Source organism: Thalassospira sp. SN3W (genome assembly GCF_038070535.1).
GTDB lineage: Bacteria > Pseudomonadota > Alphaproteobacteria > Rhodospirillales > Thalassospiraceae > Thalassospira > Thalassospira xiamenensis.
On sequence record NZ_CP121124.1, the window covers coordinates 4107711 to 4126502 of the forward strand.

General features: G+C 53.1%; 20 protein-coding genes and 1 riboswitch. Of the genes, 17 read left to right on the top strand and 3 right to left on the bottom strand.

The window, feature by feature from the left end; genetic code table 11:
* Window positions 1–21 precede the first annotated feature (21 nt).
* Window positions 22–1299 (top strand): EAL domain-containing protein, encoded by a 1278-nt coding sequence (locus P8T57_RS18875; RefSeq protein WP_341364005.1) that lies wholly within the window; start codon window positions 22–24, stop codon window positions 1297–1299.
* 132 nt (window positions 1300–1431) lie between these two features.
* A riboswitch (FMN riboswitch) is annotated at window positions 1432–1582 on the top strand.
* 119 nt (window positions 1583–1701) lie between these two features.
* Window positions 1702–2370, top strand: a complete 669-nt coding sequence (gene ribB / locus P8T57_RS18880; protein WP_341364006.1) for a 3,4-dihydroxy-2-butanone-4-phosphate synthase — start codon at window positions 1702–1704, stop codon at window positions 2368–2370.
* 202 nt (window positions 2371–2572) lie between these two features.
* On the opposite strand, the gene xth is transcribed toward ribB, so the two are convergent.
* Both xth and erpA read right to left on the bottom strand, forming a co-directional pair.
* Entirely contained in the window at window positions 2573–3400 is an 828-nt protein-coding gene (gene xth / locus P8T57_RS18885) for an exodeoxyribonuclease III (protein WP_341364007.1), read from the bottom strand.
* Window positions 3401–3476: 76 nt separating this feature from the next.
* Window positions 3477–3818 carry an iron-sulfur cluster insertion protein ErpA gene (gene erpA, locus P8T57_RS18890; RefSeq protein ID WP_007089641.1) on the bottom strand — a complete coding sequence of 114 codons (342 nt, stop codon included), beginning with the start codon at window positions 3816–3818 and terminating at the stop codon, window positions 3477–3479.
* 269 nt (window positions 3819–4087) lie between these two features.
* Between erpA and argS the strand changes: the two genes are divergently transcribed.
* The 14 genes from argS (at window position 4088) to P8T57_RS18960 (ending at window position 17139) form a co-directional block, all read left to right on the top strand.
* Window positions 4088–5839: an arginine--tRNA ligase gene (gene argS / locus P8T57_RS18895; RefSeq protein WP_341364008.1), complete on the top strand. Its 1752-nt coding sequence runs from the start codon at window positions 4088–4090 to the stop codon at window positions 5837–5839.
* A 5-nt stretch (window positions 5840–5844) separates the two neighbouring features.
* On the top strand, window positions 5845–6690 hold the full coding sequence (locus tag P8T57_RS18900; protein WP_341364009.1) for an SPOR domain-containing protein: 846 nt from the start codon (window positions 5845–5847) through the stop codon (window positions 6688–6690).
* Entirely contained in the window at window positions 6677–7744 is a 1068-nt protein-coding gene (gene nagZ / locus P8T57_RS18905; protein ID WP_341364010.1) for a beta-N-acetylhexosaminidase, read from the top strand. The genes P8T57_RS18900 and nagZ overlap by 14 nt, the downstream gene beginning before the upstream one ends.
* Before the next feature lie 14 nt (window positions 7745–7758).
* The gene (locus P8T57_RS18910) at window positions 7759–8442 is read left to right on the top strand and encodes a site-2 protease family protein (RefSeq protein ID WP_085643089.1); all 684 of its coding nucleotides are present in this window, start codon (window positions 7759–7761) and stop codon (window positions 8440–8442) included.
* Between the two features lie 26 nt (window positions 8443–8468).
* A complete protein-coding gene (locus P8T57_RS18915) occupies window positions 8469–9377 on the top strand; it encodes a ScpA family protein (protein WP_114093462.1) in 909 nt (302 codons plus the stop codon).
* Window positions 9367–10137 carry an SMC-Scp complex subunit ScpB gene (gene scpB, locus P8T57_RS18920; protein ID WP_341364011.1) on the top strand — a complete coding sequence of 257 codons (771 nt, stop codon included), beginning with the start codon at window positions 9367–9369 and terminating at the stop codon, window positions 10135–10137. The genes P8T57_RS18915 and scpB overlap by 11 nt, the downstream gene beginning before the upstream one ends.
* Window positions 10138–10272: 135 nt before the next feature.
* Window positions 10273–11316 carry an ABC transporter ATP-binding protein gene (locus P8T57_RS18925; RefSeq protein WP_341364012.1) on the top strand — a complete coding sequence of 348 codons (1044 nt, stop codon included), beginning with the start codon at window positions 10273–10275 and terminating at the stop codon, window positions 11314–11316.
* Between the two features lie 165 nt (window positions 11317–11481).
* On the top strand, window positions 11482–11712 hold the full coding sequence (gene tatA, locus P8T57_RS18930) for a twin-arginine translocase TatA/TatE family subunit (RefSeq protein ID WP_007089633.1): 231 nt from the start codon (window positions 11482–11484) through the stop codon (window positions 11710–11712).
* Window positions 11713–11747: 35 nt separating this feature from the next.
* Window positions 11748–12170 (top strand): Sec-independent protein translocase protein TatB, encoded by a 423-nt coding sequence (gene tatB, locus P8T57_RS18935; protein ID WP_341364013.1) that lies wholly within the window; start codon window positions 11748–11750, stop codon window positions 12168–12170.
* Window positions 12171–12172: 2 nt separating this feature from the next.
* On the top strand, window positions 12173–13171 hold the full coding sequence (tatC, locus tag P8T57_RS18940; protein ID WP_341365386.1) for a twin-arginine translocase subunit TatC: 999 nt from the start codon (window positions 12173–12175) through the stop codon (window positions 13169–13171).
* A 112-nt stretch (window positions 13172–13283) separates the two neighbouring features.
* Window positions 13284–14561 (top strand): serine--tRNA ligase, encoded by a 1278-nt coding sequence (gene serS / locus P8T57_RS18945; protein ID WP_071240054.1) that lies wholly within the window; start codon window positions 13284–13286, stop codon window positions 14559–14561.
* 8 nt (window positions 14562–14569) lie between these two features.
* Window positions 14570–15337 carry a 5'/3'-nucleotidase SurE gene (surE, locus tag P8T57_RS18950; protein ID WP_007089629.1) on the top strand — a complete coding sequence of 256 codons (768 nt, stop codon included), beginning with the start codon at window positions 14570–14572 and terminating at the stop codon, window positions 15335–15337.
* Complete coding sequence (locus P8T57_RS18955) at window positions 15334–15987, top strand: protein-L-isoaspartate(D-aspartate) O-methyltransferase (RefSeq protein ID WP_341364014.1); 654 nt, start codon at window positions 15334–15336, stop codon at window positions 15985–15987. Before surE ends, P8T57_RS18955 begins: the two co-directional genes overlap by 4 nt.
* Window positions 15988–16044: 57 nt before the next feature.
* The gene (locus P8T57_RS18960) at window positions 16045–17139 is read left to right on the top strand and encodes a peptidoglycan DD-metalloendopeptidase family protein (protein WP_223305092.1); all 1095 of its coding nucleotides are present in this window, start codon (window positions 16045–16047) and stop codon (window positions 17137–17139) included.
* Window positions 17140–17199: 60 nt separating this feature from the next.
* On the opposite strand, the gene P8T57_RS18965 is transcribed toward P8T57_RS18960, so the two are convergent.
* Entirely contained in the window at window positions 17200–18063 is an 864-nt protein-coding gene (locus tag P8T57_RS18965; protein ID WP_341364015.1) for an ATP-binding protein, read from the bottom strand.
* A 236-nt stretch (window positions 18064–18299) separates the two neighbouring features.
* Between P8T57_RS18965 and yajC the strand changes: the two genes are divergently transcribed.
* The gene (gene yajC / locus P8T57_RS18970; protein ID WP_007089625.1) at window positions 18300–18677 is read left to right on the top strand and encodes a preprotein translocase subunit YajC; all 378 of its coding nucleotides are present in this window, start codon (window positions 18300–18302) and stop codon (window positions 18675–18677) included.
* The last annotated feature ends 115 nt before the right edge of the window (window positions 18678–18792 follow it).

Below are 18792 nucleotides of genomic sequence, written 5' to 3' on the forward strand. Positions count from 1 at the left end.
CGCCTTTTGACGGGAATGCACATGACCGCGTCTTCAACAAAATCGGAACTGACCTTAGCAAGGTTCGTTGAAAACCTGCGCAAACACGGGGCCAATGGCAAGCGGTCGATTGTTGCAATTTTGAATATCCCCGTATCCTTGCGCCTTGAACCGCAGGATTATCAGGATATTTCGCGTGATGCATTTCATCATCTGCCTGAAAAGACCCAAGAATATCGTCTTGAAAACGGTATGGTCGCTTTTATTCGTCCATCCAAATCGTTTGGTGAAACCGATACGTTTTTGACCAGTGTGACCGAAACGCTCAAGGACGTTATCCATCGACAGGGTTTGGGCGACATCCCGCAAAAGCTTTGGAACGAATTTTCCTGGCCAGAAGACCGCAAGGCAATGTTTGGTTTGTTGGGGCTTCCTGAAGAAAACCATTTTCCAAACGAAAGCCTGCAACGCTTTGATATGGCCGAAATGCTGCGTTCTGCCATCACTGATGAAGCGGTTTTCGATTCCTGTCGCCGTCAGGCTATTCTGGAATTTCACGACAGCCGTCGCGAAATCCTTGGCCATGAACTTTATTGTTCGCTGGATTATCTGCGTCAGCACCATCTTGCCAGTTTCCTTCTGGAAGGCCCGGGCGAGGTTGAAATCCTGTCGCGCGTGCTTGATGAGAAGGTGATGGATGTCACCAAAAGTCTGGCCCCTCAAATGCTGCCGGATACCTTGCATCTGAATATGATGGTGCAAACGGTATTCAGTGATCGCTTTGCCGAGTTTCTGGGCTCGGAAGACAGTCGTTTTGCTGAAAATCTGGCGATTGAAATCTCGCTTGAAAATGCGATTTCAGATTGGTGGGAATTCGAAGATGCCTGCAATCTGCTGCATTCTGCTGGCGTGCGTGTGGGGCTTGATCGTATCACCTTGCCATCGCTTGAATTCCTGTCGCCTCAAAAGATCAATGTCGATTTCGTCAAGGTGATCTGGGATCAGAACATTATCGGCTCCAAACGGGCTGACGCGACAGACAGGCTTCGCGAATTTGCTTCTGTTTTTGCCGACCGCAACCTGATTCTGACCCGGTGTGACAGTCGCACGGCACTGCGCATGGGCCGAAGCCTTGGTGTGGATGCGTTTCAGGGAAGCTACATCGACGCGCTTTTGGGTAAATACCTGCATACGGAATGTAAATCGCGTAATACCACTTCGGATCGTAAATGTGCTGTATGTCAGTGGGCACCGCGCGAATTACGCAAAAATGGTTGCGAATTTCATTTCAGGGCTGGAAAAATTCTGGCCGAGATTTGACCTTGTCGCCCTACTACCCGGCAACACAGTGTTTCCACTGACACCCTGTATAGGGGGTTTGACAACAATCTTTCCATTTTCTAAAGTGAAGACGTCTGATCAAGGTGGTCAGGCATGTCGTTGAAACACGGCGCTTATTCTCAGGGCAGGGTGAAATTCCTGACCGGCGGTAATCCTGATTTCAGGGAAGCCCGCGAGCGCCTGCCAAAGCAATTTGGCAGGGTCAGCAGATCCGGTGAGATTCCGGAGCCGACGGTAACAGTCCGGATGGGAGAGGATAAAGCGTGGCGGATAACGGGGGAACCTGTTGTCGTCAGCCTATGACTGGCGTGCGGCTTTGCCGTGCGTGCAGACCTTTCTTTTGATGCCTTGATTCGTAAGCTCCTTAAACGGAGAACCGTTATGAATCAGAGTGTTCATCAGGAACCGGAACTTTCGATCTTTGGCGATCCGATTGCACGTATGGAACGTGCACTTTCGGATTTGCGCAATGGCAAGGGGGTTCTGGTTGTCGATGATGAAGATCGCGAAAATGAAGGCGATCTTATTTTTTCCGCAGAAAATCTGACCAATGAACAGATGGCGATGCTGATCCGAGATTGTAGCGGCATTGTCTGCCTGTGTCTGACCGATGAAATGGCAACTGCACTTGATTTACCGCCGATGGTTGCCAACAACACGTCGAGCATGGGAACCGGTTTTACCGTTTCCATCGAAGCAAAGGTTGGCGTGACCACCGGTGTTTCCGCTGCTGATCGCGTGACCACGGTCAAAACCGCAATTGCCGATGGAGCAAAGCCGGATGACCTTGCCCGTCCGGGGCACGTCTTCCCGCTACGTGCGCGTGCAGGGGGTGTTCTGGAACGTCGCGGTCATACCGAAGGAACGGTTGATCTGATGCGTCTGGTGGGCTTTAAACCGGCAGGTGTTCTTTGCGAAGTCACCAATCCGGACGGCACAATGGCGCGTTTACCGGAACTGATTGCCTACGCACAGCAGCACGACATTGTTGTGATCAGCATCGAAGATATCGTTGCCTATCGCGGCGTTTTACAGCTTGCCGCGGAATAGATATGTCAGACAGGGGCCGTCTGGGGGTGAGAGTTTAATCTGACTTTGCGCTTCTTGGGCCCTTGGCGAGCGAGTAGCACGACAAATTTGCGCACTTGGCAAGGCTTGCTTCATGCTTTGCCCAAGCTGAAAGGCAGCAGAGTTTTTCTGCTGCCTTTTGCGTTCGATGACTTTGTCTTGCCGGGCCGCGAACGATCCTTGATCAGTCGTCGATCATGCACCAGACCGGGGTGTGATCCGATGCCTTTTCCTTGGCGCGCGGGTCGCGATCAATATCCGATGCGCTGAGCCGGTCGGCTGCGGCCGGAGTCAACAGCAGGTGATCGATGCGAAGCCCGTTATCCTTGTTCCACGCCCCCGCACGGTAATCCCACCAGCTATATTGGTGGCCCTGCGGATTGAAGGTCCGGAATGCGTCGGTGTAGCCCATATTCATCATGGTTCGCAGTTTTTTGCGTTCCACGGTCGAACATAGAACGGTTTCGTGCAGCTTGATCGGGTCGTAAACATCCGAGTCATCCGGCGCGATGTTGTAGTCACCGCCCATAACGGCGGCGTCGCCGCTTTCACGGATTTTCTCGAAACGCTTGATCAGGCGGTCTAGGAAGTTCAGCTTATATTCGAATTTCTCCGATCCGACCTCGCTTCCCATCGGGACGTAGATCGATGCCACACGAATCGGACGATTTCCCGATATAGTGGCTTCGATATAGCGTGCCTGTTCGTCGTTGTTATTGCCCGGCAGGCCGCGTTCGACATCTTCAATCGGGAATTTTGACAGGATCGCCACCCCATTATAGGTCTTCTGGCCGTGCAGGGCGATGTTATAGCCAAGATCCTCGATTTCCATAGCCGGGAAGCCGTCATCGACAGTTTTGGTTTCCTGAAGCAGGACAACATCGGGCTTTGCGTCGCCAAGCCATTCAAGGATATTGGGCAGGCGAGCCTTTATCGAGTTGACGTTCCAGGTGGCGATTTTCATGCGGGCCTCGATGTTCAGGATGAATTTTGCGGCTTTCTGCACAGACATAACAGCATTATGTCCAAACAAAAACGGGGTCCGTGAAACACGAACCCCGCTTTATAAATCGTTTTTCCGATGCGGATCAAACCGAGAAACTGGATCCGCAACCGCACGATGATGTTGCGTTTGGATTATTCACACGAAACGCTGCACCAACCAGTTCGCGGACAAAATCGATTTCCGCACCACCGAGAAGATCGAGCGATACGTCATCAATCACCATTTTCGCGCCGTGATTTTCGAAAATGTGGTCTTCATCGGTCTTGTCGGAATCAAGCGAAAATTCATACTGAAAACCGCTACACCCGCCACCGGAAACCTGAAGACGCAACATCAGGCCCGACTTGCCATCGCTGGCAATCAGTTCCTGAATACGTTTTGCGGCACTTTCGGTCATCTGGACCTGCCGGGCAGTTTCCGTCATTCGACACTCCTTGATTGTGCTATCCCGAAATATTCCAGTTACTGGATATTCACGGGCAACCCAACGGGTATATTGACGATCATGGTGGCAACTTTAACACAGCCTGATCGCGTTCCTTAAGGGTCTATTTAGCGTGCATGGCAGAAATGTCAAAACCTGAGAGCAGGGCAACCAAGCGGTTGCTTGCGTTTTGATACGAAATGTCCCAAAACAGCCACATCAAAATGGTTGTGATGGACCATGAACGAAATTTGCAAAGACCAAAAGTGATGAATGTTTTCAGCCTGTTGAAAAGCGACATCGAGAACCAGATTCTCGCCCTTGAAAAAGACGGCGTTCTGCCCGCTGGCAGCGATACCGCACGTATCACGGTCGAACCGCCGCGCGATGCCGCGCATGGCGATGCCGCGACCAATGCCGCGATGCTGCTTTCCAAGGCTGCGGGGATGAAGCCACGTGATCTGGCAGAAAAACTTGCCGAAAAACTCGGCATGCTAGATCATATCGAACAGGTCGAGATCGCCGGGCCCGGTTTCATCAATCTGCGAATGGCCGATGATTTCTGGTTGTCGCAGATCACCGAAGTGCTTGAAAACGGCAAGACCTATGGCAACAGCAATCTGGGTGCAAACACCAAGATGAATGTCGAATATGTCTCGGCCAATCCGACCGGCCCGATGCATGTCGGCCATTGCCGCGGGGCGGTTGTCGGTGATGTTCTGGCAAATCTGCTGGCCAAGGCCGGTTACGACGTGACCAAGGAATATTACATCAACGATGCCGGTGCGCAGGTCGATGTTCTGGCGCGATCCCTGCATCTGCGTTACCGCGAAGCACTTGGTGAAACCATCGATGAAATTCCGGCTGGTCTTTATCCGGGCGATTATCTGGTGGCACCGGGCAAAAAGCTTGCGGCGCGTGACGGCAACAAATGGGTCGAAGCCCCCGAGGAAAATTGGCTGGAAGAGTTCCGAGGTTTTGCCATTGTCGAGATGATGGCATTGATCAAGGAAGACCTGAGTCTTCTGGGCGTTGATCACGACGTCTTTACGTCTGAAGCCGGACTTGTTGCCGCAGGCAAGGTGCAGGCCGCGTTCGAGCATCTGGAGAAAAAGGGCGACATTTATGTCGGCGTTCTGGAACCGCCAAAAGGCAAAACGCCCGATGATTGGGAACCGCGCCCGCAGACGCTGTTCCGGGCGACTGAATTTGGTGATGATGTTGACCGCCCTCTGAAAAAGTCGGATGGCAGTTGGACCTATTTTGCGTCCGATATTGCCTATCACTTTGACAAATACGAACGTGGTTTCAACCACATGATCGATATTTTCGGTGCTGATCATGGCGGGTACGTCAAACGTATGAAAGCCGCGACCAAGGCGATTACGGGCGGCGAGGGCGACCTTGATGTCAAGCTTTGCCAATTGGTCAGCCTATTTGACAATGGTGAGCCGGTTAAAATGTCCAAACGTGCCGGAACGTTCGTGACCCTGCGTGATGTGGTTGAACGCGTTGGTAAGGATGTCGTGCGGTTCATCATGTTGACGCGCAAGAACGACGCGACGCTTGATTTTGATTTTGCCAAAGTAACCGAACAGTCCAAAGACAACCCGGTATTTTACGTTCAATACGCCCATGCCCGCGTTAATTCGGTATTTCGTCAGGCGCGCGAAGCGTTCCCTAATCAGGATTTCTCGGATGCTGCACTGGTCGGGGCCGATCTATCGGCTTTGGTGTCGGAAGATGAAAAGATGCTGGTGCGTCGGATGGCTGAATGGCCGCGTATTGTTGAACAGGCCGCCGTTGCACATGAGCCACATCGTATCGCATTCTTCCTGAGCGAAATTGCTGCCGAATTCCACGCCTTGTGGAACAAGGGGCGTGACAATACCGCATTGCGTTTCATCGTTGCCGATGATCTGGCGGTGACGCAGGCGCGCCTTGCCATGATCCGTGCTGCCGCATTGGTTATTGCGTCCGGTCTTGATGTCCTGGGCGTTGCCCCGGTCGAGGAGATGTAATCACGATGAACGAAGAACAGGGTTTCGGCCTTAGAGCGGAGCAGCGTTATCAAGGGGCTGGCAAAAAAGCCCCAGGCGGCGGCTTGGCGAAAGGGGCGGGAACCATCGTTCTTGGTCTTGTGATTATTGGTGGTGGTCTGGGCGGGGCCGGTTACTGGTTATATAATCAGGGGCAGCCAGCACAGGAAGAAGGCAAATTGCCAATCCTTTTGCCAGATCCACTGCCGATCAAGTTGCGACCGGATGATCCCGGCGGAATGGAAGTTCCCCACCGGGATACAACGATTTATGAACAGCTTGATAGTAACCAGCCCGAGGATCAGGTGGTTCTTCAGGAACTGCCTGATATGCCAAAGGTGCCCGATGTCATACCATCCCCCGATAATACGGGAGAACCAGCGGTGATCGAACAGACACCGGAGGCCGAGATTGTCGCAAATGCAGCGCAGATCGGTTCGGGCAAAGATGTAAATGCGTCTGCGATAACTCCAGCTGAAACAGCAATTGTCGCACCAAGCGATGCAGAAAAAGCAATCGCTGTTGCCAAGGCCAAGGAACAGGCCATAGCACCGGCTGCCACCAGCGCCAGCGGCATATCGGAGAAAGACTTCCGCATTCAGTTGGCGTCAGTTCGCGATACGTCGGGGGCCGAAGCGGAATGGAAAAGATTGTCTTATAAAAACAAGGACTTGCTTGGCAGTCTTCAGATGTATCTGAAACGTGCAGACCTTGGTGACAAGGGTGTGTTCTATCGTTTGCAAGCCGGTCCTTTGCCGGACGCTGCTGCGGCTGAAACGCTTTGTCGCAACTTGAAACAACGCAATGTGGGGTGTCTGATTGTCCGGCCTTGAGGTAAGAAAACCGCGTGCCTGTATTCTTGGTGTTGAAGGTACAGAACTAAGCAATTGGGAGAAGGGCTTCTTTCGTGAAGCTGATCCCTATGGCTTTATCCTGTTTGCCCGTAATGTCACGGATCTGAAGCAGGTCAAGGCGTTGAACAATCAACTGCGCGAAGTTGTCGGCAATATCAATGTGCCGATTTTTGTCGATCAGGAAGGTGGGCGCGTCATGCGCCTCAAGCCGCCGCACTGGCGCAAAATCCCTGCGGCTGGTGTGTTTGGTCAATTGTTTGAAACAGCACCTGAAAATGCCCGCGAAGCCGCATATATTAGTGCGCGCCTGATGGCGGCGGATTTGCGTGATGCCGGGTTTAACATCACCTGTGCGCCGGTGCTTGATATCCGCTTCCCTGGTATGAGCGACGTGGTTGGCGACCGTTCCTATGGTTCGACGGTGGAGCAGATTGTGCCGTTGGCAAGTGCGGTTGCCGCCGGGTTGCTGGACGGCGGGATCGCACCGGTCATCAAACATATTCCGGGTCACGGGCGTGCATCGGTCGACAGTCACAAGGATTTGCCGATCGTGACCGCGTCGCGCGAAGAACTGAGTCGCCTTGATTTCGAACCGTTCCGTCAGATGAAGGATGTGGTTGCAGCGATGTCGGCCCATTTGCTGTTTACCGCGATTGATGATCAACGCCCGGGAACCGTATCGGCCAAAGTCATTTCCGAAATTGTCCGCGGTGATATCGGGTTTGAAAACCTTCTGATCAGTGATGATCTATCAATGGAAGCGCTTGGTGGATCGATTGCTAGCCGGACTCACGAATGCCTTGCCGCCGGGTGCGACATTGCCCTTCATTGCAATGGCAAGCGCACGGAAATGGAGGAAGTCGTATCCATGGCCCCGAAACTTGCCGGTGAGGCGCTGACACGTTCGCAATTGCTGAGCAATCAGATCGCAGGTTTTAATATTACACAGCCACCCTCGGCGCAGATTGCCGATTGGCAGGCCCGACTGGCTGAATTGCTATCACCGGTCTGGTCGGCTGGCGAGCAGGCGTAAGGGAAGCTGAATAGGTGAACGACATTATCGAGATTATCATTTCCGCGTCTACGTGGGTGTTGCCGGTATTGCTGGCGGTGACTTTGCACGAAGCCGCGCACGGCTTTGCAGCCAAGCTGTTCGGGGATGATACAGCGCAACGCGCCGGGCGGCTTAGCCTGAACCCGATCCGCCATATTGATCCGGTGGGGACTATTCTGATTCCCGGTTTGCTGTTGCTGACTGGTGCGCCGTTCCTGTTTGGTTATGCCAAGCCGGTCCCGGTCGCGTTCCATCGTTTGCATCCGCAACGTCTTGGTGTAATCGGGGTGGCGGTTGCCGGGCCCGCAACCAACGTCGCATTGGCAATTGCATCAATTCTATTACTGGTCGGGTTGCCGTCATTTTCGCCGGCGGTCAATGACTGGCTGGCAACGACGTTACAGCAGTCGATCTGGCTGAACTGCATTCTGGCGGTGTTTAACATGCTGCCAATCCCGCCATTGGATGGAGGGCGGGTTCTGACAGCGATATCGCCAATGCCAATTGCGCGGGTCTTGGCGCGCATGGAAAAAACCGGCATGATCCTTCTGATTGCGCTGATCTTCCTGTTGCCCTACGTCACGGGGCTTCTTGGCGTTAATCTACCGATATTCCAATGGCTGGTGATTGAGCCTGCATCTGCACTTGTTGATTTTCTGGCCGGTATTTTCGCCTGATATGAGGCGGACGGTCCGGGGGGATTATGGCCAAACAGTTCGAACTCGATATTCCGGACGAGGTATTTGACAAGGCACCCGTTGATGATGGGCCAAGTCTTGCTGAACGCCTTATGCTGGATCTGGACGGGTTTGAAGGGCCGCTTGACCTTTTGCTGGAGCTGGCACGCGACCAGAAAGTCGACATAATCAGGATTTCGATCCTGGAGCTTGCCGAGCAGTATCTGACTTTCATTAATACCGCGCGTGAATTGCGACTGGAACTGGCGGCCGATTATCTGGTGATGGCGGCGTGGCTGGCTTATCTGAAATCTCGGTTGTTGCTGCCAAAGCAGGAGTCCGATGAGGAAGAGCTCAGTGCAGAGGAAATGGCAGAGCTTCTGGCCTTCCAGCTGAAGCGGCTGGAAGCGATGAAAGCGGCCGGTGAGAAACTGCTGGAGCGGCCCAACCTCGGGCGTGATTTCTTTGGCCGGGGTGATCCGGAGGAAGTCCGGGTCACGACGGCGTCGGTTTATGATGCGTCGCTTTATGACCTGTTGAAAGCCTATGCACAGATCATGCTGACATCTGAATCCAAGACATTAGAGATTGAGGCATTCGATCTTTATGCGATGGACGATGCAATCCGGAGGTTGCGCGATCTATTCGGGCGTCGGGTTGTACCGACATGGACAAAGCTTCTGGAATTCATGCCACATGGTCTTGGCACGCCTTTGAAGGCACGGTCGGCACTGGCTGCGCACTTTGTTGCCAGCCTTGAAATGTGCCGCGATGGCGAATTGGAAATCTCGCAAGAGCAGGTGTTTGGCCCGATCATGCTGAGGTCACCGCAAAAAAGACGCGATCCTGAATTGAACATCACATCCGGGGATTACAGCGATATGGACAAGCTAAGAGCCAAATCCGGGGCAGGGATGGATAATAATGGTGACTGAGACAGTAACCGACCCGCAGTTTGAAATCGATGGTATCGAACACGGTCCTCAAATCGACTTTCAGCATCTTCGAATTGTTGAAGCTGTGCTGTTTGCCTCTGCGGAACCGGTCAGTGAACGGGTTCTTGCCGCGCGTTTGCCCGAAGGTTCAGATGTTTCCCTTTTGCTTAAAGAACTGCAGGCAAACTATTCAGAGCGTGGGATAAATCTGAATCGTGTCGGTGAAAAATGGGCGTTTCGCACTGCGGCTGATTTGGCAGGTGATCTTCATATCGAGGTCGAAAAAGCAAAGAAAATGACGCGTGCAACGCTCGAAACGCTGGCGATCATTGCCTATCACGAGCCGGTTACACGTTCCGAAATTGAAGAAATGCGTGGTGTGGCCCTGTCCAAGGGGACGCTTGATATTCTGCTGGAAGCGAAATGGATCCGTCCGAAGGGGCGCAAACGTGTGCCGGGCCGTCCGGTTCTTTGGGCGACGACGGATGATTTTCTGGATCATTTCGGACTTGAACATCGTGACGATCTGCCGGGACTTGCCGATTTGAAAGCCGCTGGATTGCTTGATAGCCGTCCTGGCATGGGCCGATACGGTGCCAGTTCCGACGAGGAAGCATTGCCCGATCTGGTTGATGATGGCGAAGTTACCGATGCTGTTGTCGAAGAAGCTCTTACGACCCGCAATCTGGCCGATCTTGATGAAACCATCTACAACGATAATCCCAATCTGGAAGAAGAATACGACGCGGAGAACCGTTAAATCGGGCCCATTCACATCTTTTATCGTGCTTCTTTGATCCAGCTTCTTGCATGCGCTGTTGGGTAGGATTAAATCTGGGAAAGATTTTGCAACTTAATTGCAGGGTTTCCCGGCAAAAGAATAAAGAGAGATCTGATGCCCGACGGCTTGAGAATGTCCAATGTCAGTCATGATTTCGGCAGTACCAAGGTTCTCAAAGACATAAGCTTTGACGTTGCGCCCGGCGAACTGGTTTGTCTTTTGGGGCCCTCGGGATGTGGCAAGACTACTGCATTGCGTATTGCCGCAGGGCTTGAAAAGCTTCAGCAAGGCAGCGTTTCCATTAATGATCAGCTTGTAGCCCGGCCCGGGGAATATCTTGAACCCGAAAAACGCGGTGTCGGTATGGTGTTTCAGGATTACGCCCTGTTTCCGCATCTGAGCGTTGCCAAGAATATCGGGTTCGGTCTGCGTTCATCAAATGAGATTGAACGCAAGGAAGCTGTCGAACGTGCGCTTCGGCAGGTCGGTATGGCAGATTATTACAATGCCTATCCCCACGAATTATCCGGCGGGCAGCAACAGCGGATTGCACTTGCCCGAGCTCTGGCGCCAACACCGCGCGTGATGCTGCTGGACGAGCCGTTTTCGGGGCTTGATGTCGCACGCCGGGCCGAACTTCGTGATACAACGCTGCATGTTTTGAAAAATGCCGGGATCGCAACCATCATGGTGACGCATGATCCGGAAGAAGCGATGTATATGGCGGATCGGATTATCATCATGAATGAAGGGCAGGTGATGCAGGATGGCACCCCCGAAGACCTTTATTTCAATCCGCAAAATCGTTTTGTTGCATCTTTCTTTGGCGAGGTTAACCGTTTCCCCGGAACAGTGCAGGGCGGGATTGTGACGACGCCGCTTGGTGATGTGGCGCAGGGTGATCTTGATGACGGAACACCGGTTGAAGTTCTGGTGCGCCCGGAAGGATTGCAGATTGCCGATGCCATGAATGGACATGATATTCTGGCGCGGGTCGATGCTGTGCGGTCACTTGGTGAAATCAGTCTGATGCATTTATCGCTTCATGCGGGCGGGCATGTCCATGCGCGCGTGCCACGCAGACTTTCGTCAGTAAATCAGGGGTCGGTCGCTATTACGCTTGATCCTGACATGACCTTTGTGTTTCCTATGAATTAGGCCGATTTCAACGCGAAACAGGTCCGATGAGACTAAGAAACAAACATACAGGTTCGTAGCGGTGCACGGTATATTCACAATCGTTGCATTGCACAGTGGGGGGCTTTCTGCCATTATCCGGGCATTCTCGCCGGCTGGCAGATTGGATCTTTGGAGATAGAAGTTATGGGTATTGGCGTTTGGCAAATCGTTCTGATTCTGGCGATTGTCCTGATAATCTTTGGTGCCGGCAAACTGCCGAAAGTCATGGGTGACATGGGTAAAGGGATCAAGAGCTTCAAAGCAGGTATAAACGAAAAAGACGAAGACAGTGCTGCTTCGGCCAAAACCATCGAAAACAACACGTCTGCTTCGGTTTCTGCTGAAAGCAAAGACAAGGATTCCGTGAAATCCTGATCGTCTGTCGGATTTCCTTCAGATAGGCGTGTTCCATGTTTGATATCGGCTGGACCGAAATGGCACTTGTGGCCGTCGTCGCGTTGTTCGTCGTCGGCCCCAAGGACTTGCCCCATGTGCTTTACAAGCTTGCCGGGTACTGGAAAAAAGTGCGCGGTATGGCGCGTGAATTTCAGGGCGGTATCGATAATCTGATTCGTGAAGCCGAACTTGATGATCTGCGCAAGCAGGTCACCGATGCACGTTCGAGCACATCAGACTTCATCGAAAACAAGATTGCCGAGCCGAAAACCAAGCCAAAACAGGCAAAACCGGCAAAACCGGCAGATAAAACTGCCGAAAGCGAAACCGACAACAAATCGGAAACCAAAACCACAGCACCGAAGACCGATGCCGCGGCATCTGCAAAACCTGCTGCTGCGGATAAGAAGACTGATCATCCGGAGAGCCAGGCGTGAACATGCAGTCGGATGACAAGCAGATGCCGATCATGGAGCATCTGATCGAGCTTCGGAACCGTCTGACATGGGCGGTTCTGGCACTCTTTGTCACTTTCGGTATTTGTTATTATTTCGTCGAAGATATTTACGGGTTCCTCGTAAAGCCCCTTGCTGACGTTATGGGGCCGGACCGGCGCATGATCTATACCGCATTGACCGAGGTGTTCTTCACCTATGTGAAGGTCTCGTTCTTTGCGGCCTGTTTTGTTTCCGCACCGGTCTTTCTTGGCCAGCTATGGGCCTTTGTCGCGCCGGGACTATACAAGAATGAACGTTCGGCATTCATGCCGTTCCTGTTTGCGACGCCGATCCTGTTTCTTGCGGGCGGGGCACTGGTTTACTACCTGATCATGCCGCTGGCGTGGAAATTCTTCCTCAGTTTCGAAAGTGCAGGCGGGGCATCGGGACTTGCCATTCAGCTTGAAGCCAAGGTCGGCGAATATCTTGCGCTGGTGATGAAGCTTATTTTTGCGTTTGGCCTGAGTTTCCAACTACCGGTATTGCTGACACTGATGGCGCGCGCTGGCATCGTAACCGCATCTTCGCTTGCCAAGCGGCGCAAATATGCGGTTGTGATCGCCTTTGTGTTTGCCGCAGTGCTGACGCCGCCGGATCTGATTTCGCAGGTTGGCCTGGCGATCCCCATCATCATTCTTTATGAAATTTCGATCCTGATGGCGCGGATGTCGGAACGTAAACGTGCCCAGCGTGAAGCGGAAGAAGATGCCGAGCTTGAAGGTGACGATGAGGATACCGATCACAATAAAGACGACGTCGATACCCAGGGGGCGGCTGCGGCAGCTGCTGATTACGGGGACGATGATGGCAAAGCAGATGACAAGACCGATTTCAAAGCGCTTGCCGGTTCTGCGCCAAAATCTGATGCGCCTTCGTCATTCCGATCTTTGGGATCCGCGAAAGGCGACGATGACGAGGATGATTTCAATAGCGCGCGCTGATTGAATTGTCCGGTTCTCGAATGACCGATCTGACGGGGTGGACCAAGCGTCCACCCCATCGTATAAAAGCCCGAATAATTGCCCGCATAGCTGAATAACAAGGTGCCGTTTCATGCACGACATTAAATGGATTCGTGACAATCCCGAGGCCTTTGACGCGGCGATGACCGCGCGCAAGGTCGAAATGACCGCCCAGCGTCTGATCGATATCGATGCAGACCGTCGTCGCCTGATGACTGAACATCAGGAAATGCTGGCGCGCCGCAAATCCATTTCCGGTGAAATTGGCAAATTGCGCCAGAGTGGCGGCGATGCTGACGAACTGATGGCCGAGATGGGTAAACTCAAAGACCGGATCAAGGATGCCGAAGACGGGCAGGCCGGTTTAAACGAGCAGCTTGATCTTTTGCTGTCGTCGCTTCCGAACGTTATCGATGCGGAAGTTCCGGCAGGCGAAAGCGAAGAAGACAATGTTGAAGTTCGCAAATGGGGAACTCCCGGCGAATTTGACTTCAAGCCGCTTGAACATTTCGAGATCGGCGACAAGCTTGGCATGATGGATTTCGAAACCGCGGCTAAACTTTCGGGTTCGCGTTTTGTTGTTCTGCGTGGTGGCCTGGCAAAGCTTGAACGGGCATTGGGCCAGTTCATGCTGGACCTGCATGTAAACGAGCATTGTTATGAAGAAACCATCACGCCGATGCTGGTACGCGATGATGCGATGTTTGGCACTGGTCAGTTGCCGAAGTTTGCCGAAGATTCGTTCAGAACCACCAATGACATGTGGCTGATCCCGACGTCGGAAGTGACGCTTACCAATCAGGTCGCGGGCGAGATTATCGACGAAGCCGCATTGCCGCTGCGCTATACCGCATTGACCCAGTGTTTCCGTTCGGAAGCCGGTTCGGCCGGGCGTGATACGCGCGGCATGATCCGCCAGCATCAGTTTTCAAAGGTTGAAATGGTGTCGGTTGTGGCCGCCGAAAAATCGAACGAGGAACTTGATCGAAAAACCCGCTGCGCAGAGACCGTTCTTGAACGTCTCGGTCTTCCCTACCGGACGGTGGTTCTGTGTTCAGGCGATATCGGTTTTGCCGCGCGCAAAACATTTGATATTGAAGTCTGGCTTCCGGGGCAGGGTAAATATCGTGAAATTTCATCCTGTTCTAACACCGGTGATTTCCAGGCACGGCGCATGAATGCGCGGTATCGTGCCGCTGGCGACAAGAAAACCAGTTTTGTTCATACCCTGAATGGGTCGGGGCTTGCTGTTGGGCGTTGCCTGATTGCGGTGATGGAAAACTATCAGCAGGCAGATGGTTCAATTCGTGTGCCGGATGCATTGAAGCCCTATATGGGCGGTGTCGAGGTGATTTCACCGCGCGGATAGGGGGCGATATGGTCGATCTGAAAAATGCCCGCATCCTGATCAGCAACGATGACGGGATTGATGCGCCGGGGATTCGGCTTTTGGAAAAGCTTGCCTGTTCCCTTTCCGATGATGTCTGGGTTGTCGCACCGACGACAGAGCAAAGCGGGGCCGGGCATTCGCTTACCCTGCGCCATCCGTTGCGGATACGCAAACGTGACGAGCGACATTTTTCTGTCGACGGAACGCCAACCGATTGTGTTCTGCTGGCTCTTCAGCAAATCATGCGTGACAGTCCGCCCGATATTGTTCTTTCGGGGATCAACCGGGGTGGCAACCTTGGCGAGGATGTGACCTATTCCGGTACGGTTGCGGCCGCGATGGAAGCAACGTTGCTGAATGTGCCTGCAATTGCCTTTTCCCAGTTTTTTTCCGGCAATCTGATCGACTGGTCGGTTGCGGAAAAGCACCTTTTACCGGTTGCGGAAACCCTTATTCACACGACTTGGCCACGTGGCGTTCTGATTAACGTCAATTTCCCGGAAGCCGAACGTGACGGCGGTGCCCGGATCGAAGTTTCCCGGCAGGGGCAGCGCAAGATTGGCGATCATATTGCCGAACGCCTTGATCCGCGCGGAGAGCCTTATTATTGGATCGGTGCGATCAAGTCGGAATTGCCCAAGGATGAAAATGCGGACTTGCGGGTCATTGAGAGGGGCGATATTTCGGTAACTCCGATCAGTCTCGATTTCACGCATTACGAGACGCACGCAAAACTGACGAAGGCATTTCCGTGAACGAGCCTGTCATTGCCCGAGAAGCTGAAATCGAACATCTGCTTGCGATCCTGCGCAATGACGGGATCCATGACGAGGACGTTTTACGTGCGCTGACCAGCATCCCGCGCGAAATTTTCGTCGCCGAGCCGTTTGTTAGCCGGGCATGGGAAAATGTCGCCCTTCCGATCAGCAAGGGCCAGACGATTTCACAGCCCTATATCGTCGCCCTGATGACGCAGGCGCTTGAGCTGAATGACCGGATGAAGGTGCTTGAGGTCGGTACCGGGTCGGGCTATCAGGCCGCTATCCTCGCCAAGCTGGCACGCCGGGTTTACACGCTTGAACGGCACAAGCCGCTTCTGCGTGAGGCGGAAGACAAATTCCGCGAATTGGGGTTGCATACGATTTCGACCCTGCATGGTGATGGCGGGCTTGGCTGGAAGGCGCAGGCACCGTTTGATCGTATTATCGTGACTGCGGCAGCACAAGATGTACCGCCGGTGCTGGTCGATCAGTTGGCGATTGGCGGGATCATGGTCGTGCCGGTGGGCGAGGTATCCCACACGCAACTGCTTTTGCGGGTTTTGCGGACCCCCACCGGGATTGATGTAACCGAACTGATGCCGGTACGTTTCGTTCCGATGTTGCCGGGTACCGAAGAATTCTGAGCCGATTGCTGCATCTGATTACGGATTGTTAACGGCTGATCGCAGACAATGTTTTCTATGATGGAAAATAGTGTCAAACAGGCAGTTCGAAGAATACGGACGCTGGCGCTTGTCTGTGGGACAACCGCAGCGCTTGGCGGCTGTTTGCTTAATTCCGTCCCTGTGCCAGTAGTTTACGGCGAAGGTGCGACTTACAGCCCCTATAGCATGCCAAATCTCAAAAATGGTGAGCGGGTTATTACGGTCGAACCGGGTGATACTGTTTCGGGGCTTGCCAACCGGTATCGCAGCGATTTTGGCCGTTTTACCGAGCGAAACAAATTGGCGAAGCCTTATGTGATCTATCCGGGACAGCGGCTTGTGCTGCCGCCTTGGGATCCGTCTTATGACAGTAACAGCCAGACTGCAATTGCAAGCCGGTCATCATCGACGACACCAAGTTCAACAAGCTCCGCGCCGCGTAAGACCGTCACCATCGGCGGCAAGCGCGAAGTTGTCAGTGTGCCGCTTGGTACATCTGAAACGGCGGCCGTACCCGAACGCTCGTCAACGGTTCAAACCGCGCGTATTAGTCCGAATAACGGCGGCAGCATCCCGACGCCTGGCCTGAAGCCACAGGATTTCGCCGCGCGCGCCGAACAGCGTTACGCATCTGCCAATAGCTGGAATAACGATACCCGCCAGATGCCCGAAGCAACACCGGTTGCGGGGCAAGGCAGTGCAGTTCGTAAGAATGTCGTTATTGCCGAACCCGACAATCGCAAGGGCTTTGTCTGGCCGGTTCGCGGTGACATTGTTCTTAAATACGGTGCCAGCACGGGCGGTCTTTACAATGACGGAATCAACATCAAGGCTGCGCGTGGTACGCCGATCCTTGCTGCGGATAATGGCGTTGTGACCTATGTCGGGAATGAGTTGCGCGGCTTTGGCAATCTGATCCTGATCAAGCATGCTGATGATTATGTGACAGCCTATGCCCATACGGAAAATCCGATGGTGGCACGCGGCGACGTTGTCGAGCGCGGTCAGAAGATTTCAAGTGTCGGCAGCACGGGTGCCGTTAACCAGCCGCAACTTCATTTTGAAATTCGTCGTGGACGAAAATCCACGGACCCGATGAAATACCTGCCACAGATGATGGTATCGCGATAAACAAAACGCCCGGACCTTGATGTTCCGGGCGTTTTGTTTATACGCTGCTGTCCTGGGCAGTCAGCCAAGCTTTTTCCCCATTTCGCCGGCTAATTCCTGAATGAATTGCCATGCAACGCGGCCTGAACGACTGCCACGTGTGACCGTCCATTCCTTGGCTCGGGCACGTAGGTCTTCAATCGGAACATCAAGCCCGAATTCCTTGGCGTACCCTTCGATGATTTCGAAATAGACATCCTGTGAAATGTTGTGGAAGCCAAGCCACAGGCCGAAGCGGTCGGATAGGGATACCTTTTCCTCGACGGCCTCGGACGGATTGATCGCGGTTGATCGTTCGTTTTCGATCATATCGCGCGCCATCAAATGACGACGGTTCGATGTCGCATAGAAAATCACATTGTTGGGGCGGCCTTCGATGCCGCCTTCAAGCACAGCCTTAAGCGACTTGTAGGATTCATCCTGCAAATCGAATGAGAGGTCATCACAGAACAGAACCGTCTTGCGACCGCTTTCTTCGAGAATATGCAGAAGATGGGGCAGGGTCGGGATGTCTTCGCGATGGATTTCGACCAATGCTAATGCGCCAGCCTTTTCCGTGTTGATTTTGGCGTGCATCGCCTTGACGATCGAACTTTTGCCGGTGCCACGTGCGCCCCAAAGCAACGCATTGTTGGCCGGAAGTCCATTGGCGAACCGTTTGGTATTGTTATAAAGAATCGTCTTTTGCTGTTCGATTCCCTGCAAAAGATCGATATCAATCCGGTTCACATTGCGCACCGGTTGCAGATAACCGCTTTCGGCCTGCCAGACAAAGGCATCAGCCGCGGCAAGGTCATTGGTTTTATGCGCAGGTGGGGCCATGCGTTCCAGCGCTTCGGCAATGCGTTCAAGGGTGGGCAGCAATTGATTGAAATCGTTGGTCATTAAAGCCTCTTGGATGTTTCTTTTTATCGTGGTGGCGACAGATATGCTCAAAACGCTATCACAAGGCGATCTGGCAATAACAGTGCCATATGATTTAGCGCGCTTTTGGTGACGTGAACAGAACCACAGAATACGGGATTTAACCGATAAAAATCCTGTTCTTTCTTGCGTTGACGGGACACACCGTTATATTCCGGCAGTTGATTTGTTTTGTTGTATGGGATTAGGAGTTCCTAATGTTGATTTCGCCGGCTTTCGCGCAGGGCGCAGGTGGCGCAGGTGGTGCAGATATGCTTACCAGCTTCCTGCCGCTGATCCTGATTTTTGTTGTTTTTTATTTCCTGCTTATCCGTCCGCAGCAGAAAAAACAGAAAGAGCATAAAGCGATGCTCGCTGCTGTTCGTCGTGGTGACAAAATCGTTACCGCCGGTGGTCTGATCGGTACCGTTGCCAAGGTTATTGGTGACGATGAACTTTCGGTCGAGATTGCTGAAGGGGTCAAAGTCAAGGTTGCACGCGGCATGGTTTCGACAGTTCTGTCGAAAACCGAGCCAGCCAAAGGCGACGACAAAGACGAAGACGAAAAAGAAGCTGAAGAGACCAAAAAAGACTGATCTCTTTGATGACTTGCAAGGCGGGGCAAAATGCTCCGCCTTCTTGTTTACAGCCGGTGGCCTGCGGGGTGTAACTCTCCCGATGTTCGATAGAACCAGACCAAGGTTTTCCAGA

Coding starts and splice junctions, on each gene's coding strand:
- P8T57_RS18875 (WP_341364005.1), top strand. CDS start 22: ATGACCGCGTCTTCAACAAAATCGGAACTGACCTTAGCAAGGTTCGTT.
- ribB (WP_341364006.1), top strand. CDS start 1,702: ATGAATCAGAGTGTTCATCAGGAACCGGAACTTTCGATCTTTGGCGAT.
- xth (WP_341364007.1), bottom strand. CDS start 3,400: ATGTCTGTGCAGAAAGCCGCAAAATTCATCCTGAACATCGAGGCCCGC.
- erpA (WP_007089641.1), bottom strand. CDS start 3,818: ATGACGGAAACTGCCCGGCAGGTCCAGATGACCGAAAGTGCCGCAAAA.
- argS (WP_341364008.1), top strand. CDS start 4,088: ATGAATGTTTTCAGCCTGTTGAAAAGCGACATCGAGAACCAGATTCTC.
- P8T57_RS18900 (WP_341364009.1), top strand. CDS start 5,845: ATGAACGAAGAACAGGGTTTCGGCCTTAGAGCGGAGCAGCGTTATCAA.
- P8T57_RS18915 (WP_114093462.1), top strand. CDS start 8,469: ATGGCCAAACAGTTCGAACTCGATATTCCGGACGAGGTATTTGACAAG.
- scpB (WP_341364011.1), top strand. CDS start 9,367: ATGGTGACTGAGACAGTAACCGACCCGCAGTTTGAAATCGATGGTATC.
- P8T57_RS18925 (WP_341364012.1), top strand. CDS start 10,273: ATGCCCGACGGCTTGAGAATGTCCAATGTCAGTCATGATTTCGGCAGT.
- tatA (WP_007089633.1), top strand. CDS start 11,482: ATGGGTATTGGCGTTTGGCAAATCGTTCTGATTCTGGCGATTGTCCTG.
- tatB (WP_341364013.1), top strand. CDS start 11,748: ATGTTTGATATCGGCTGGACCGAAATGGCACTTGTGGCCGTCGTCGCG.
- tatC (WP_341365386.1), top strand. CDS start 12,173: ATGCAGTCGGATGACAAGCAGATGCCGATCATGGAGCATCTGATCGAG.
- serS (WP_071240054.1), top strand. CDS start 13,284: ATGCACGACATTAAATGGATTCGTGACAATCCCGAGGCCTTTGACGCG.
- surE (WP_007089629.1), top strand. CDS start 14,570: ATGGTCGATCTGAAAAATGCCCGCATCCTGATCAGCAACGATGACGGG.
- P8T57_RS18960 (WP_223305092.1), top strand. CDS start 16,045: ATGATGGAAAATAGTGTCAAACAGGCAGTTCGAAGAATACGGACGCTG.
- P8T57_RS18965 (WP_341364015.1), bottom strand. CDS start 18,063: ATGACCAACGATTTCAATCAATTGCTGCCCACCCTTGAACGCATTGCC.
- yajC (WP_007089625.1), top strand. CDS start 18,300: ATGTTGATTTCGCCGGCTTTCGCGCAGGGCGCAGGTGGCGCAGGTGGT.